The sequence below is a fragment of the Microcoleus sp. FACHB-SPT15 genome (assembly GCF_014849525.1).
GTDB lineage: Bacteria > Cyanobacteriota > Cyanobacteriia > Cyanobacteriales > Coleofasciculaceae > Symplocastrum > Symplocastrum torsivum.
In genome coordinates, this window is sequence record NZ_JACJNU010000055.1 from 126518 (window position 1) to 143264 (window position 16747).

The window sequence follows — 16747 nt, forward strand, 5'->3', positions numbered from 1 at the left end:
ACAGCCTGAGGTAGGTGTGATATGCGACACAGGACGAGCGTATGGCTAAACGGAAAAGGCAAACAGATCAGGAAGTTATTGACAAACGAATTAAAGAGGGACGAGGTAAGGGCAGAGGGGCTGATTACAAACCGTGGCTGTTGATTCAAGATGTTCCCTCTCAAGGACTGGCAACGCGAATCAAGGGCTGGAAGACCAAGCGAGTCCATCACTTTCTCAGCAATCTCGAACTGAGCTATTTTTACGTTCTCGAATGGTCACCAATCGTCTTTGATATTCGGGAACAGTATCCCCTGCTTCCCCTAGAAGACACTCTTACCATTGCCGAACAGTGCGGCATCCGTCACCCCACAGACCCGAAAACGAAAGAACCTGTTGTCATGACAACAGATTTCTTTATCACAGTCCCTCGGACTATTGAGGTAATTGAGCAGGCTCGTACAGTGAAGACAGCAAAAGACTTACAGTCAGAGCGGACGCTAGAAAAGCTAGAAATCGAACGCCGTTACTGGCAAGGTAGAAACATCAATTGGGGAATTGTCTCTGAACGAGAAATTCCAGAAGCACTTGCTAAGAATGTTGAGTGGTTACACCCATTCTTCCAGGTTGAAAACCTCTCATCCTTGGCAAAGCGTGAACTGGCTCGAATCACAACTGTACTAACCCTAGAGATATCCAAAGATGACACACCACTGGCTGACATTGCTGCTGACTGTGATGATCGGCTTGGTCTAAAGCCTGGTACTAGCCTGTCAGTTTCTCGTTATCTAATCGCCAATCGGCAGTGGTCGGTTGATATGAATAGATTAATCGAACCCAGTAAGCCGTTAGTTCTTCTAAATACCCGATTGGTAGAGCCATACCAGGCAATAGGAGGTGCAGGATGAATTTGTGCCTGAACATACTGTTTGAGTGGCAGAGTGAGGAAGCTGAAACTCGTATCGAGCGCGTGCTATTGCTCGATCCGTCCGGTACTGACGTGGTGACAATCGAGATTAATAACCCAAAGGCTCTACCAATCTGGCAAAAATCTAAAGAGTTGCAAGCAGCACTCACATCTAGGGAAGTTCGTCTCCTGGAAGTTGACCCATATGCAGCACTTCTTCGACCTGAAAATGCGATTCCTGAAAGTCACCGAAAGCATAGAGATCGGGCTTGGGAAGCGATCGCCCCATTGGTTGAAGGTGAAAGTGAGAAGGTATTTAATCCAAGCGATCGAGGTCCTCTTGTGGAGGCAGCGGTAGAACGCACAGGACATTCAAAGGCGACAATTTACAGTTACCTGCGGCGCTACTGGCAGGCAGGACAAACAAAAAATGCCCTCCTTCCTTTATTTGACAAGCGTGGCGGAAGAGGTAAGCCGCGTCAGAGTCACGGTTGCAAACGCGGTCGTCCGAGTAAGCTTGCCAAGGCATCGGAGACACCCCTTGGAGTCAATGTTGATGATGAGATTCGGCAAAGCTTTCGCCGTGGTCTCAAATTGTTTTACGAGAACCAAAAAGGCAGAACCCTAAAAGACGCTTATCAGCTAACACTGGAAAAATTCTTTCACAGGGGTTACGAAATGCAGGACGGAGTACTAGTGCCTGTCTTACCACCTGCCAGCGAACTACCGAGCTTTGCTCAATTTCGCTACTGGTACGAAAAAGAGCGCGATATCACTCAAGTACAAATATCCCGTAAGGGCGAACGTCGATTCAACTTACGTCACCGAGCTGTACTTGGAGATTCAACCCAGATGGCATTTGGTCCGGGGTCACTCTACCAAATTGACGCAACGATTGGTGACATCTATTTGGTAAGTTCTCTAGACCGAAACCGCATTATTGGTCGCCCTGTAATCTACTTTGTCATCGATACCTTTAGCCGACTGATTGTAGGATTTAGCGTCAGCCTGGAAGGACCGAGCTGGCTAGGTGCTATGTTGGCTCTTGAAAATGCCACTACAAATAAAGTGGCTTTTTGTCAGGAGGAGTTCGGAATTCGGATTGATGAAGGTGATTGGCCCAGCCATCATCTCCCTGAAGGAATCCTGGCAGACCGAGGAGAGCTTGAAGGTTATAACGCCGACAATCTTGTCAATGCCCTTAACGTCCGGGTATCCAATACACCTCCCTATCGAGCTGATTGGAAAGGCATTGTTGAGCGAAATTTCCGTCTCAGCAATGACAAGATGATTCACTGGATACCTGGAGCGGTCAACCGCAACCGCGAACGGGGTGATAAAGACTATAGGCTTGATGCCGTTCTCGATCTCCACCAGTTTGAAAAGCTGATAACTTTGTGCGTTCTTGAACACAATAATAACCACCGCATGAACTGGTATCGCCTAGACGAGTTCATGATTCAGGAGTATGTTGACCCTTACCCGATTGAACTCTGGAATTGGGGAGTCAAAAACCGGGTCGGTCATCTCCGCACAATGGCACCGGAAATCATCCGCTTAAACCTGCTTCCGGCAGCAGAAGCTTCCGTCACGCATCGAGGTATTTACTATCAAGGCTTATACTACACCAGCGAACTAGCTCTGCGCGAACAATGGTTTGTCAAGGCTAGAGCAAAGGGTAGATGGAAGATTCCTATTGCCTACGAGCCTCGTAGGCTTGACAGCATATACCTGCGCCTCAATGGTGGTATGCGTCTGGAATCATGTCACCTAATCGACGTAGAGAAGACATTCAAAGGTCGAGATTGGTATGAAATCATTGACTACTTTGAGCGGCAAAAACAATCCGAGCAAGCTTCTAGGACACGGCAACAGCAATCCAGTGCTACTTTCCACGCTCAAGTAGACCAGATTGTTGCCCAGGCCACAGAGCAGACTGAGAAAGCATCTACAGTCCAGAGTAAGCGCTCCCGCATCCAGGAAATTCGGGGAAATCGCAAGTTAGAACGCGAACACGAACGGGAGACTGGGGCTTGGCAATTGGGGATAGATGAGGTTTCTAAGCCACCAGGGCAAGTAATTCCGCTGCCATCAGTTGCTCAGCCCGAAGAGGATGACGAAGCTTACGTGGCACCACCCAAGCCTATTGATAAATTACGCAAACTGCGGGAGAAGAACTGGAACAATGACCAATAGTAATTCAGCACCATCGCTCTTAGTCGGTAAGGGAGCGGTTGAATTGGCTTCATACCGTGACCCGCTAATTTCCAGCTATCGCGGCAATCCACTTATAGAAGCACTACCCCCCATTCTCTCAGAAGAAGAAGCGATGACGCTTTTAGGACACTATCCAAGTTATGACCAAAACGAGCGCACTCTACCCAACCACTTACGTTTCCATCTAGTACGTAACGCCTTGAAATTTGTCGAACCCCTTCCAATTCATTTGGATTTAGAGCAGCGCTTTTCTTGCATGATTCGGACAGGATACGAAGCTCGCAATCCGTTAACGCCAGAGTTCCGCAGAGACTTCCAAAAGCGATTAAATGCTCTAGATTTCGATGGGTTGCCTCAAAATTATCTACGTTCAACCGCTACAGGTTTCACGATTATCGGCATCAGCGGTGTGGGTAAAACAACTGCAGTGGAGGCAATCCTGTCTATTTATCCCCAAGTGATTGTTCACAGCCACTATGGTGATCGAGATTTTACGCTGATGCAAATTGTGTGGCTGAAGCTAGACTGTCCCTTTGATGGTTCAATCAAAGGTTTGTGCCTTAACTTCTTTCAAGCAGTTGACGATCTCCTAGGAACCAACTACTCCAAGAACTATGGTCGAGGTCGCTTTACCGTAGACCAGTTAATACCATACATAGCTCGTGTAGCTTCCCTCCACTGTATTGGGGCCTTGGTAATTGATGAAATTCAACACCTGAACGAAGCAAAAAGTGGTGGCTCCAAAAAAATGCTCAATTTCTTCGTTCAACTGGTCAATACCATTGGTATTCCTGTTGTTCTGGTAGGGACTTATAAAGCCATATCTATTTTGAGTGGAGAGTTCCGCCAAACCCGTCGAGCTAGCGGTCAGGGAGATTTGGTTTGGGACAGGATGGAACAAGACGATGTTTGGGATTTATTTGTCGAATCACTTTGGCGATACCAGTACATCAGCAAACCTTGCCCGCTGAAGCCAGAGCTAAGTCAGGTTCTCTATGACGTAACTCAGGGAATTACTGACTTTGCTGTCAAGGTCTATATGTTGGCACAAGTCCGGGCGATCGCAACTGGGAAAGAGAGTGTGACAGAAAGCATTATTCGGTCAGTAGCAAAGGATAGTCTGCGTTTAGCACAACCAATTTTGTCAGCTTTAAAAACAGGTGATATCAAAGTCCTCCATAGCGTTGAGGATGTCCATCCTATCGACATTATAGCCTTTTTAAAAGAGGCTCAAAAGACTACCAAGATCGTAGGTCATCTCGGTTCTTCACCAACTATTCAGAAAAGCTTGGAGGACAGTGAAGAAGAGGTTGAGGTTCACCTCCAAAATCCAGCTCCTGATTCCCCTACAACAGAAGCAGGATGCAATTCAATAGATGTTACTTCCCAGCCTGAAATCAAGAAGAGACAGAAGAAACCTCGTAAAAACGCTTTACAAAAGGAGGGTTTAATGAAAGTTGTGGCTTTCGGAGAGGAACGAGAAATTGCTGCCTATCAAGCTCTCAAACAAGAGGGCTATATCCGGTCTGCTACCGAATATCTCCCAGAGGAGGTCGTAAGATGATTGGTTTCTTCCCCGATCCCTATCCGGATGAACTGCTTTATAGCATCTGTGCAAGATTTCAAAACCTAGTACAGTATTCAAACTCTGAACTACTAGTCCAAGAACTTTTTGGAATCAGACATGCAAGGGCAGTTGTTGGCCTGCCTAGTCATCTAGGTCACTTAGTTGCAACTATTCCATCTGGACATCGTTATACAGTTGATCGCCTAATTGATGAAGCTACGCTATTGCCTTTCTACAGCCCATTCCTTCCACCCGATCGCGTTCGCTCTGTTCGAGAGCAAATGGGTGGCTCTGGCAGCAACATTCATTGCCATATAGGCATCAGCAGCACTATCCGTTCACCAGCTTATCTCCAGTTCTGTCCCCTATGCGCGGTAAAAGATAAAGAACAATTGGGTGAACGATACTGGCATCGCCTCCATCAAGTTCCAGGTGTTGAAGTCTGTCCTACTCATGCTGTTTTTTTGGAGAAGAGCAGCGTTTGTCCGAGAACCCAAATTAACCCATATAACTTTATTTCTGCTGAACAGGCAATACAAGTAACCTCGTGGCGATTGTTGGATCTATCAGATCCCTGTCATGAAAAGCTTTTGAAACTTGCTTATGATGCTGCTTGGCTGTTAAAACAGCACGGTTTAGTGTTTAGTCTTCAATCTATACGGGATCGTTATATGTATCTTTTGCCTGAGCGAGGACTCGCTACATATAGTGGTAGAGTTCATCAAGGTCAGCTACTTAAAGCTTTTAAAAACTCCTATCCTCTCGATCTTTTACAATTACTTCAGAGTGAGCTTGATGAGGAGATTCGCGCAAATTGGTTGTGTCGCTTAGTTTGGCATTCACAAGGAAGCCACCATCCTTTACATCATTTGTTGTTGATTCACTTTCTAGGACATACAGCAGAAACATTTTTCAAACTCCCTAGTGAATTCAAACCTTTTGGGGAAGGTCCCTGGTCCTGCCTCAACCCTGTTTGTAAGCACTTCCGAAAAGCACAGATTCAGGAGTGCAAAATTAACTACAACTCTCGTGACGGTATGCCACTAGGTATATTCAGTTGTAAATGTGGCTTTGTCTATTCGAGCAATGATTTTGACCAATCGACAACAGGTGACTTTCGAGTCAGCACAGTGAAGTCCTACGGACCTTTATGGGAATCTGTTCTGAAAGAGCTGTGGGAGAATTCATCACTTTCTCTTCAGGAAATAGGGCATCGGCTTGGAGTAGGTCGTACAAAAGTTAAGAATTACGCTATCGCATTACAGCTCTCATTCCCACGTTTAGGTCCTACCAGGCAAACACAAATAGGAGCTCAACAACAGCATCGTCTGGCGAAGAAACAACTGAACGTGCCAAACAGGTTGGAAATTTACCGTAACGAGTGGCTTTCCCTACTCAATGAGAATCCTGACGCTAGCCGAACATCATTACGCCGCCAAGCTGACCATATTTACGGATGGCTTCGTAGGCGTGATTCAGAGTGGCTGGAAGCTCATCTGCCACAGCCTCGCAAAAACAATGGCTCCCGTTCCGTAGATTGGGAAAGCCGGGATGTTCAGCTTGCAAAAGCAGTCAGACAATCAGCTATACGCCTCAAGAGTGCCACTGGATGCCTTGTGAAAATCACAAAACGCGCAATTAGTAAAGATATTAACCAAATTGGAGTAATCCAGAACTATCTAAATAAATTACCACTGACCGCTCAAGCCCTAAATGAAGTGGTAGAAACACGAGAGGAGTATGTGGTTCGATATACTCGATGGGCTGTCGAGTGCTTGGAGTTGCATGATACAAAGATAAAATGTCCAAGATGCGAATCTGACCAGATCAGTAAGAATGGTTGGCAGGGAAGAAAGCAAAATCATATTTGCCAAGAGTGTAATTTCCAATTCGTCGAATCTGGCTTCGGAAAAGGTTATTCATCAGAAACAAGAAAGCATTGCTTGAATCTTCATGTTAATGGTTTGGGATTTAGAGCCATAGAGCGAATGACAGGAGTTAAGAATAACACAGTTGCTAGGTGGATTAAACAAGCAACTACCCCTCTCCCAGAAGCTCCAGAATAAAAGGAAAATCTTGAGAGGATGGATACTGTGAGCAGTTCAGAGATATCGAATGGCTAAGCAAGGATAAATATGCGTATGAAGTAAAAGGATGACTGGTTTTTTTCCTGATCCCTGTCCAGATGAACTACTCTACAGCATCTGTACCCGATACTTTGATTGGTTGCAGTATCCGAGCAGAAAGTCTGTTTTTCAAGAGCTATTTGGGAGTGCAAAAGCTTCCGCTATTATCGATCTGCCTTCTCGTCTCGATAACTTTGTCGCTGCTCTACCTCTAGGACACTGCTACACAGTTGAGCGGCTCATTGATGAGCATACATTGTTACCCTTTTATAGTCCCTTCCTGCCATCAGATCGAGTCAGCCATCTGCGGCAAGATATGGAAAGAGATAACGGACTCTTAGCTCAGATGCGTTCTGGAATTACAGGTAGCTGCATTAATTTACCAAAGTGGCTGCGTTTTTGTTCCTTATGCGCTGAGGAAGATGAGAAGCAATTTGGCGATCGCTACTGGCATCGGCTCCATCAAGTTCCTGGTGTAGAAGTTTGCCCATTTCATGATGTCTTTTTAGAAAACAGCAAGGCACGGGCACAGGCTAAAAGAAGTCGCTACGAACTTATCTCAGCTAACCAGGCGATAGAGAAAACATCCCCACGCCTACTAAATTTAGCTGACCCCTACCACAACGTTCTTTTGAGGATTGCTCAGGATGCAGCTTGGCTATTGCGTCAGCGCAAGTTAGTTCCGGGACTTGAGTCAATACGCGCTCGCTACCTCTGGTTACTGACTGACCGTAACCTGGCAAGTCGAGAAGGGAAAGTTCGTGTCACGGTGTTACTGGAAGCATTTAAACGTTGTTACTCCTATGACTTATTAGAAAGGCTCCAATGCGTTCCCAACGAGCAAGACAAAAATAATTGGTTATTTCGTCTGGTGCGATCGCCCAAACAAGCACAGCACCCTCTTTACCATCTACTGCTAATCCAATTTTTGGGATACACAGCAGAGGAATTTTTCCAACTTCCTGACTCTCCTCCTGACGCTTTCCAGCCCTTTGGCTCGAAACCCTGGCCGTGCCTTAATCCAGTTTGTCAACAGTTTCGGCAGCTAACTATACAGGAATGTCAAGTTACCTACGACAAGCAGCACAGTCGAATCACAGGTACTTTTAGCTGTACCTGCGGTTTTACTTACTGCCGACTTAGTCCTGATTCTTCACCAGAAGACCGATTTCGGATTGGCAAAGTGAAGTCTTACGGACAACTATGGGAAAAGACTTTAAAGAATTTTTGGGAGAATCCAACAGTTAGTGTCGAGGAAATTGCCAAGCAGTTGAGGGCTGATTACCAAACTGTTAAACGTCAAGCACTCCGACTAGGGCTTTCTTTTCCTCGACCCGGACCAACCGCTAGAGTAGCGAAAATCAATGGAGAGTTATTGCGTGATACTCAAAATGGTCAAGTAACTCAACCAAGTAAATTAGAAAGCTACCGTATGGCATGGCTAGAAGCGGTTAAAGAAAATCCTCATGTAGGACGGACTACGTTAGAGCGGATGTTTCAGCGCATCTATTCTTGGCTGTATATATATGACAAACAATGGCTTCAATCTCATCTACCACTGCGTAAGAGAAGAGTTAAGTTTTCTCCTCAAGTAGACTGGAACCAACGTGATATTGAGTTGGCAGCGGCGGCAAGGCAATCAGCCCAGCGTCTTCAAAGTTGTCCAGAACGCCCCACAAAAGTAACGAAAACGGCAATTGCTAGCGATTTGGGGCAACTCAAACTGATTCAGCAGCAAAAAGACAAGCTGCCGCGTACAACAAAGGCTTTAGAAGAGTTGGCTGAGACTCGCGAAGAGTTTGCAATTCGCCGGATTCAATGGACTAGTAAGTGTTTCCGAGAAGAGAACGTGTATCCAAAACGGTGGCAGTTATTGCGTCAAGCTGGCATCAGTCCTGACTTGGCAGAAGTACCGCAGGTGAAGGAGGCGATCGCAGCAGCTTTGGCATCTTTAGACCCGCTAGGTGTAGTTCAAACAGATGAGTCGATTTAGCTTCCCAATTCATCTAAGTAATTGTTGTTGAATCGAAGTCTAACGGCTGTTGTGTCTAATTTTAGGCACAACAATGTGCATTCTTGGAAAACAATAAAAATCTCATTAGAATTGCTGTGTCTACTTTTAGACACAACAATGTACATCCGTTAGAAAGCAAGGGAAAACCAACAGGGGAAAACTACTTACTGTTATCTCTGCTCAGGGAAGAGGGTTGCAGGGAAAGTGAAGAGTTCCACGCTCAGGTATTTGGGAAGTATTGCTGCCAACCCTCGGCAAGCCAACGGCCAGTATTTGGGGAGACTGTTGCAACTAAATTACTTGCCCTCGAACTCAACAGAGAAGATAGAGTAAGGATTGAGGCGCTAATTGCTCAGCGGGTACAACGGGGTAAGAATCCTCATGGCGATGCTGATGCCTGCGTAGAGTGGTACACACCGCCAAAGTTTGTAGAAATGGCGAGGACAGTCTTAGGAGGTATTGACTTAGACCCGGCTAGTGCCGCCAAGCCACAGGAGTGGATAAAGGCTGGAACTTACTATACTGCCTTAGAGGACGGCATGGAGCAACCTTGGTTTGGGCGCATATGGTGCAATCCTCCCTATGGTAAAGACCAGCCCAAAGGCAGGAAGGCACCAGATTGGTTAGAGAAAGCACTCTCCTGCTACGAGAACCGAGAGATAGAAGCAGCGATACTTCTGCTCAACCGCACTGGAGCAGCTTGGTATAAGCAGCAGATGCGGCGGGTAACGGCAATTTGTGAAGTGCATAGGCGAATACCCTTCATCGATGCCATCGGGAAGCAGCAATCTTCCCCGCGCTATTACAATGATTTGCTTTATTTGGGTAAGGAAGTTGAAAAATTTAAGACCATATTTGAGATAGTGGGCGAAGTTCGCACTTTGGCATAATTCCTTTGCTAGGTTTCGTTCGGCTATCTACTTCCTCGAACCGAGAGGTGACGCAACGTATTGTGTGACTAAACCAACCTATGTGGTCGTTACCTCCCATTAGATAGATGAGTATGACAGTGGCCTGTAAATAAAAATTACTACTCAGTGACCCCGCGATTGTACGGAGGCTAGATTGATAGAGGACTATCCAGTCCTTGATTAATGGAGATTTCTACCTATATCAGAACACATAAAAACTGTGAAAGCTGATAGGGTAGTCGATTGCTCATTATTTAATTGAATTTTTCCCGGATAACTATAGGCAATCAATGAAAACTTGTTATTAGCTAACTTTCTGAAAGGAAAGACTTTTTGGTAGATGCTTTTGTGGAAGCATTGGAGGGAACTCTCGTAAGAGAGTTCTATGTATTTATAGGGATGAAGCGATCGTCAGCAAGCCATCACCAATGTCTAGTAGAGCATTGGTAGTGTATGTGGTGTTTAATCTGCCGGAGTCTCCCCTGAAAAAATTTCGATTCACGCAGATATTGTTCAGAATCATCAAACGAATTAGAAGGAGTTATAGACAATGCCAAAAATTAAAATGCACGATATTGTTGTCATTCTGCCAGGAATTACAGGGAGCGTTCTTCAAAAGGATGGCAAAGATGTCTGGGCAGTATCAGGACAAGCTGCCTGGCAGGCTTTGAGGACTTTAGGGGATTCGCTTCAGTGGCTAAAATTGAAAGGAGACGATCCTAACGCTGAGTATTTGGACGATGGTATCAAGGCAACTCGTTTGGTTGACGATGCACACCTTATTCCAGGTTTGGTCAAAATTGATGGCTACACTACGACTGCACGATTAATAACAGATCACTTTGAGGTTATTCCTGGCGACATTCGCGAAGATAAGAAAGCAAATTTCTTTGAATTTCCTTACGACTGGCGACGAGATAATCGTGCTAACGCCAAAATACTCAAAAAATATCTGGATTTGCGTTTAAAGCAATGGCGTAAAGAGACCGGAATCAAGGATGCCAAAGTCATTTTAATGGCACACAGCATGGGTGGACTCGTTTCTCGGTATTACTTGGAAGTGTTGGAAGGATGGCGGGATTGTAAAGCCCTTATCACCTTCGGTACACCCTACCGAGGTTCTCTTAACGCTGTTAACTTTTTAGCCAACGGTTATAAACAACAATTTTTAGACTTAACTGAAGTAATGCGATCGCTTCCTTCAGTGTACCAATTGATGCCGATATACAAAATGTTAAAAATTGGCAACGATTACCATCGTATTGCCGAAGCACCTGTAGAAATTCCCTACATTATCAAAGAACGCGCTGAAGACGCTCTCAAGTTTCACCGCGAAATTGAAGATGCTGTCAATAGGCATCAAAATGATGCAGCCTATCTCAAATCCTACAAAATCATTCCCATAGTAGGTACTAAACAAACCACTTTCCAATCAGCAAATTTCAATGCTGGTCAATTAACAGTCAATTTAGAGTTACCTACAGGGATTGATTCACTCTTAGGTGATGGTGATGGAACTGTTCCCTACTTGTCAGCGATACCCATAGAATTATCTAGTGAATACAGGGAAACTTACATCCCTGGGCAGCATGGTTCGCTCCAAAACAATGACAAAGTTTTAGGACAACTCCTAGAACGTTTAAAAGGAATGCAAGTGCAAGGGTTAGGTGTTATCCGCGATCCATTTGATGTTGAAGTAAGTCCAAAAGCCGCAGAGCAACCAGCTATTAGTTTGACTTTGGATGACCTGTACTTAGCAGATGAGGCTATCGAGGTACGTGCCAAAATACTTAATACAGATAGAGATAACGGGAAACTGAAAGCCAAAATAGAATCTGTTTCTGTAAAGGGTAAATCTTTGAATGTAGATTTTCAGGAGCAAAACGGAGAATGGGTACTAACACTTGGCGATTTACTTCAAGCTCCAGGTTTATATCGTCTCAAAGTACAAACGGAAAAAACTGGCGCTCAAGCTCCTATTCCTGTTAGTAGCTTATTTGAAGTAGTGAAATAATCTCACTTGTAATGAGCAATTAAGTAAATGAATTTTGTAGAGGCATGATTAAAAAATATCAGGGCGGAGAAATTTCCTCTAACGCACTGATGACATTCATTTCTCTACAAACACATCTTCATTTTTCACAGCTTTTGATTGATAAAAGAAAGGAATTTTGTATGTCACAGAATGAATGGAAATGGTCTAAATCAAACGAAAAATCACTAGCACAGTTTGTGAATGAAAAAGCATTTGAGCTATTGCTGAAGTTGCCTGTTAATCGCTTTGATTTAATCAACACTCCTGATGATCGCAAAGAACTAATTAAGGCAATTTATGAAACTCTAATTAGTCTTGATATTCGCTATGCTCATGAAAAATATCAACCAGAGAAGGAAACACAACTCATACGAACTCCTTCTGAAATTCTCTCTAAACCGGGGGAAGGAACTTGCCTAGATTTAGCGCTTCTCTTCTGTAGTCTTTGCTTTGGATGTGATTTACTACCATTACTGATTGTAATTGAAGGTCACGCATTGGCAGCAGTATCTCTTAACTATAAGCGGCAGAATGATGAATGGAATAAAGCTTTTGAAGCAGAGCGTAACTTATTTAATAATAATGAATTGTTTGCAGGAGAAGAAAAACGAGAGAAACTATTGGAGCTAATTAATGATAGTGATTACATTGCTATCGAATGTACGGGTTTTGCTCACTCCAATACTTTGAGTGATTTGGAGCAGCCAGAAGCCAAAAAACGGGAGCAAGATGGAAGTTTAAAATTTGATAGAGCTATTGAGGTTGGTCGTCAACAAATTAGTAACCCAAAGCGACCTTTTAAATTTGCAATTGATATTGCAGTCGCTCAATATGCTTGGAAGATTAAGCCTTTAGAATTCCCAAGTTTATCAAGTGAAGCAACTCAATTAATTACAGCTGTAGCAACGCAAAAATTTGGTACGCTCAAAAACGGTAAAGTACTAGGTATTGATGCAAGCGGTCTACAGGGAGGTGCAAATTTAGAATTGGTACAACATCTTGATACTGGGGAAAATGTAGATATAAAAGGCATCATATTAGGTAGTCCTTAACAACTTTGTTAGTCTATTACTGCAATAATTGATTGTACTCACAATATTAAGCAATCTCCTCAAAAAATTACTGAACGTGAGTGGATTGCTGAGGAAATTGACCGATGGCTGCAACAGGGTAATGAACGGTTCTTCATCCTAACGGGAGAACCTGGAGTGGGGAAAAGTGCGATCGCCAGTCTGAAATTTTAATTGCAATCATTACGGAATCTCCAGCCATGACTGTTCTGTCTTCAACCAAGGATGATTTGTTCAATCTGGATTTGATCCGCTCCTATGTGAACAAGGAACTGAATCCTCGATTTGTTGAACGCCACTGGTTGAAGCAACAGGTTGAAGACAAATTAGCTGCTCCAGATTGTCGTTTTTTGTTGCTGACCGCAGAACCGGGAGCAGGTAAGTCGGCTTTTATTGCTTGGCTGGCGCATCAGCATCCCGATTGGTGCCGCTATTTCATCCGTCGTGACCAGCGCACTCCTCTGGGTGATGCGGGAAGTTACTCATTCCTGTTGCAGGTGGGATTTCAATTGGCAGCGACCTATCCCCATTTGTTTAAGCAAGAACAAATCAAGATTGTGGTAGAGCAGCGCATTGGTACAGCGACTAATAGTGAAATTGTGGGTGCTGAAATTGCCAAAATGTTTGCATCTCCCTTTTATGAAAAGGTTATCCAGATCCAGCAGCAAGTAACGCATAGCAAGGATACCAACATCACGGGAGTTCGCGTTGGCGAGTTTTATGCTAGTGAGCGCGATTTACCAATAGAAAATCTTCAGTTCATGGCTTTATTTGATCCAGCCAAAGCCATGATGAAGCAGGTGCAGGAGGCTATGGATCATCCACAGCGCCAGATCGTGGTGTTGGTGGATGCACTGGATGAATTGCGTTATCAAGACAGTGAACTGTCGTTACTCAAGTGGCTGACCAACTGCCCAGAATTACCTGCTAATCTGCGGTTTGTGTTAACCTGTCGTCCCGATGATGATTTATTGAGAGCGTTTCGAGGAACTCAGCAGGGTCGTATTCAGGAAATATCAATTGCCGAGGAAGATCCAGATGTAATTCAGGATTTGACTCTCTATACCCGTTTTCTGATTGAAACGCCAGAAGTGAATCAAACCCTGAGCGAAATGTGTCAGGACTTGGATGAGTTTACCCATCAGGCAATTACAAAGGCAAACGGCAATTTTGGCTATTTGGGAGCAATTGGTCGTGCGGTAGACGAGGCAATTCGCCAGAATCAGCAGGAACTGCTTAGAGAAATCCTTAAACTGTCTAAATTACCAGATACTCTGCAAGATCTATATGCTTTCTTCTTAAGCAAAATTAAAGATGCTGTTGCCAAGGAAAAGGTTCCAGTTGAAGATGCAGAGGGCGAGATTGGTTTTGTGCCAGTTTGGTCTGCTGTGTATAAACCTATTCTCGGCATTCTTGCAGTTGCTCTTGAACCGCTTACTCCTACCCAAATTCAGAAACTGGGCTTGATACAGGCTGAATTTGACTATGTGACAGGAGCCATAGAAAAGTTACAACAGTTCTTGGATCGGGTAGGAAACTGTTACCGCCTCTACCACAACACCTTACCAGAGTTTTTTACCTCATCGAAGACGAAAGAACGGACAGATTATTCCTACTGCTATGTGGATGCCATTAAGCAACATCAGCGCATTGTAGATTATTACATGGCAGATGAGCAGCCTTGGCACAGTAAACCGACTAGCGATCGCTATCTTTGGCATCATCTTGCTTATCACCTAAGTGGAGCTAGTAAAAATTCTGAATTACGTGCGCTGCTATTTAACTTTGACTGGCTGCAAGCCAAATTAGATGCTACAGATGTTAATGCCCTAATTGCAGATTTTGATTTTTTATCCAATGCTCCAGATGTGTCTTTAGTGCAGAGTACCATCCGCCTGTCAGCGCATATTCTGGATCAGGACAAGACACAGCTACCAGGACAGTTGCTAGGGCGCTTGTTATCCCAGGAAATACCTGAGATTCAGGTGATGCTGGCTCATGCTCAACCCAGAAAAGCTGTTCCTTGGCTGCGTCCTCTATCACCGAGTTTGAGTCAGCCTGGGGGGCCGTTGCTAAGAACTCTGGAAGGTCATACTGGTAGCGTTTTCGCAGTAGCAATCAATCCAAATGGAGAGCAGGCAGTTTCAGCCTCAGCGGATTGTACGCTTAAAGTCTGGGATTTGAATAATGGAAAGACTTTACAGACCCTCAAAGGTCATACGGGTGGAGTTTTGGGACTGGCAATCACCCCAGATGAGCAGCATGTAATTTCAGCTTCAGCCGATCGCACCCTCCAAGTTTGGGATCTGGAGAGTGGAAAAACTCTGCAAACTTTGAAAGGTCATACTGGTGCAGTTTGGGCAGTCGCAATTACCCCAAATGGACAGCAGGTCGTTTCAGCCTCAGACGATCGTACGTTGAAGATCTGGGACTTAGAGAGTGGAACAGTTGTGCGTACTCTGGAAGGTCATTCTGACGTAGTTAGAGCCGTGGCTATCACCCAAGACGGGCAGCGGTTGGTTTCGGCTTCAGATGACTCTACATTGAAAGTCTGGGATTCAGAGAGTGGAGCAATCCTACATACTTTAAACGGTCATACGAAGCGTGTTTTTGCAGTAGCAGTAGCTAATACCCCTAACGGAAAGCGAGTCATCTCTGCCTCAGCTGACCATACTTTGAGAGTGTGGGACTTAGAAAGCGGAACAGCCTTACACACTCTAGAAGGTCATAGTGACTGGGTTAGAGGAATAGCTGTATTACCTGGCGAACAGCGAGTCGTCTCCGTATCGGATGACAAAACGTTAAAAGTTTGGGACTTAGAGAGTGGGATAGCCTTGTGTACCTTAGAAGGTCATACCAATGGAGTTAGAGGAGTAGCTATCACTCACAAAGCAGGACAGATTGTTTCTGCGTCAGACGACCAAATATTAAAAGTCTGGGACTTAGAAAACAAAAGTGCCTTCAACCTCCTAGAAGGTCATACTGATCGAGTTTGGGCAGTAGCAATAACACCTGACCAGCATTTAGCTATTTCAGCTTCTGATGACCGCACTTTGAGAGTCTGGAACTTGCAAAATAGAACTCCCTTACATATTTTGGAAGGTCATACCAAAGGCGTAAGAGCAGTAGCCGTTATTCCAGAGACTTCTTGGATAGTATCAGGTTCAGATGACTGCACTCTCAAAGTCTGGGACTTACAAAATGGAACCCCTTTACGTACCTTGGAAGGTCATACTAACTTGATCAGAGCAGTAGCCGTGACCCCAGATGGAACGCAGGTAGTTTCAGCTTCCGCTGATTGCACCCTCAAAGTCTGGGATTTGGAGCGCGGAACTGCCATACATACTCTAGCAGGGCATACCGACTGGGTGAGAGCTGTAGCTGTGACACCAGATGGAACGCGGGTAGTTTCAGCGTCCGCCGATCGCACCCTCAAAGTTTGGGATTTGGAGCGTGGAACTGCCATACATACTCTGGAGGGACATACCGATCGTGTTTGGGCAGTCGCTGTAATGCCGCAGGGAAATTATGCTATCTCTGCTTCAGGAGACTGCACGTTAAAAGTCTGGGACTTGCAGGATGGGATAGCCACGTATACCCTGCAAGGGCATAATAGTCCAGTCTTGGCAGTCTCAGTAGCGTTGCAAGGGCGCTTGGCTATTTCTACCTCACATGACCGAACTTTGAAAGTCTGGGACTTGAAGAGTCGGACAGCCATCGCCAATTGGGGTAGCGATGGTTCACTTTTATCTTGCGCCGTAGCTTCGGACGGAGTCACTCTAGTAGCAGGAGAAGTATCAGGTCGAGTCCATTTCCTGCGTATAGAGGGAACACACCTGCTTGACTGACAAAACTATCCAGATTCTGTACCTCTTTTATTGAAAAGTTTATTCATCAAGACTCTAATATCATTTTTCAGCT

At 44.8% G+C, this 16747-nt stretch carries 9 protein-coding genes; all 9 read left to right on the forward strand.

What is annotated here, in order from left to right; genetic code table 11:
* Positions 1-263: 263 nt before the first annotated feature.
* The 9 genes from H6F98_RS22060 (at position 264) to H6F98_RS22100 (ending at position 16674) form a co-directional block, all read left to right on the forward strand.
* Positions 264-887: a TnsA endonuclease C-terminal domain-containing protein gene (locus tag H6F98_RS22060; protein ID WP_396812952.1), complete on the forward strand. Its 624-nt coding sequence runs from the start codon at positions 264-266 to the stop codon at positions 885-887.
* A complete protein-coding gene (locus H6F98_RS22065) occupies positions 884-3082 on the forward strand; it encodes a Mu transposase C-terminal domain-containing protein (protein WP_192220864.1) in 2199 nt (732 codons plus the stop codon). The genes H6F98_RS22060 and H6F98_RS22065 overlap by 4 nt, the downstream gene beginning before the upstream one ends.
* Positions 3072-4667 carry an ATP-binding protein gene (locus H6F98_RS22070; protein ID WP_192220865.1) on the forward strand — a complete coding sequence of 532 codons (1596 nt, stop codon included), beginning with the start codon at positions 3072-3074 and terminating at the stop codon, positions 4665-4667. Before H6F98_RS22065 ends, H6F98_RS22070 begins: the two co-directional genes overlap by 11 nt.
* Positions 4664-6736, forward strand: a complete 2073-nt coding sequence (locus H6F98_RS22075; protein ID WP_192220866.1) for a TnsD family Tn7-like transposition protein — start codon at positions 4664-4666, stop codon at positions 6734-6736. The genes H6F98_RS22070 and H6F98_RS22075 overlap by 4 nt, the downstream gene beginning before the upstream one ends.
* A gap of 88 nt (positions 6737-6824) precedes the next feature.
* Positions 6825-8789: a TnsD family Tn7-like transposition protein gene (locus tag H6F98_RS22080; protein ID WP_192220867.1), complete on the forward strand. Its 1965-nt coding sequence runs from the start codon at positions 6825-6827 to the stop codon at positions 8787-8789.
* 116 nt (positions 8790-8905) lie between these two features.
* A complete protein-coding gene (locus H6F98_RS34190; protein ID WP_192220868.1) occupies positions 8906-9700 on the forward strand; it encodes a DNA N-6-adenine-methyltransferase in 795 nt (264 codons plus the stop codon).
* A 571-nt stretch (positions 9701-10271) separates the two neighbouring features.
* The gene (locus H6F98_RS22090; RefSeq protein WP_199348796.1) at positions 10272-11735 is read left to right on the forward strand and encodes a lipase/acyltransferase domain-containing protein; all 1464 of its coding nucleotides are present in this window, start codon (positions 10272-10274) and stop codon (positions 11733-11735) included.
* A gap of 44 nt (positions 11736-11779) precedes the next feature.
* Positions 11780-12808 (forward strand): hypothetical protein, encoded by a 1029-nt coding sequence (locus H6F98_RS22095; protein WP_192220869.1) that lies wholly within the window; start codon positions 11780-11782, stop codon positions 12806-12808.
* A gap of 218 nt (positions 12809-13026) precedes the next feature.
* Positions 13027-16674 carry a WD40 repeat domain-containing protein gene (locus H6F98_RS22100; protein ID WP_199348798.1) on the forward strand — a complete coding sequence of 1216 codons (3648 nt, stop codon included), beginning with the start codon at positions 13027-13029 and terminating at the stop codon, positions 16672-16674.
* Positions 16675-16747 lie beyond the last annotated feature (73 nt).

Excerpts from the sequence above, each read along its gene's own strand:
- H6F98_RS22065 (WP_192220864.1), top strand. The coding sequence starts at position 884 with ATGAATTTGTGCCTGAACATACTGTTTGAGTGGCAGAGTGAGGAAGCT.
- H6F98_RS22070 (WP_192220865.1), top strand. The coding sequence starts at position 3,072 with ATGACCAATAGTAATTCAGCACCATCGCTCTTAGTCGGTAAGGGAGCG.
- H6F98_RS22075 (WP_192220866.1), top strand. The coding sequence starts at position 4,664 with ATGATTGGTTTCTTCCCCGATCCCTATCCGGATGAACTGCTTTATAGC.
- H6F98_RS22080 (WP_192220867.1), top strand. The coding sequence starts at position 6,825 with ATGACTGGTTTTTTTCCTGATCCCTGTCCAGATGAACTACTCTACAGC.
- H6F98_RS22090 (WP_199348796.1), top strand. The coding sequence starts at position 10,272 with ATGCCAAAAATTAAAATGCACGATATTGTTGTCATTCTGCCAGGAATT.
- H6F98_RS22095 (WP_192220869.1), top strand. The coding sequence starts at position 11,780 with ATGATTAAAAAATATCAGGGCGGAGAAATTTCCTCTAACGCACTGATG.
- H6F98_RS22100 (WP_199348798.1), top strand. The coding sequence starts at position 13,027 with ATGACTGTTCTGTCTTCAACCAAGGATGATTTGTTCAATCTGGATTTG.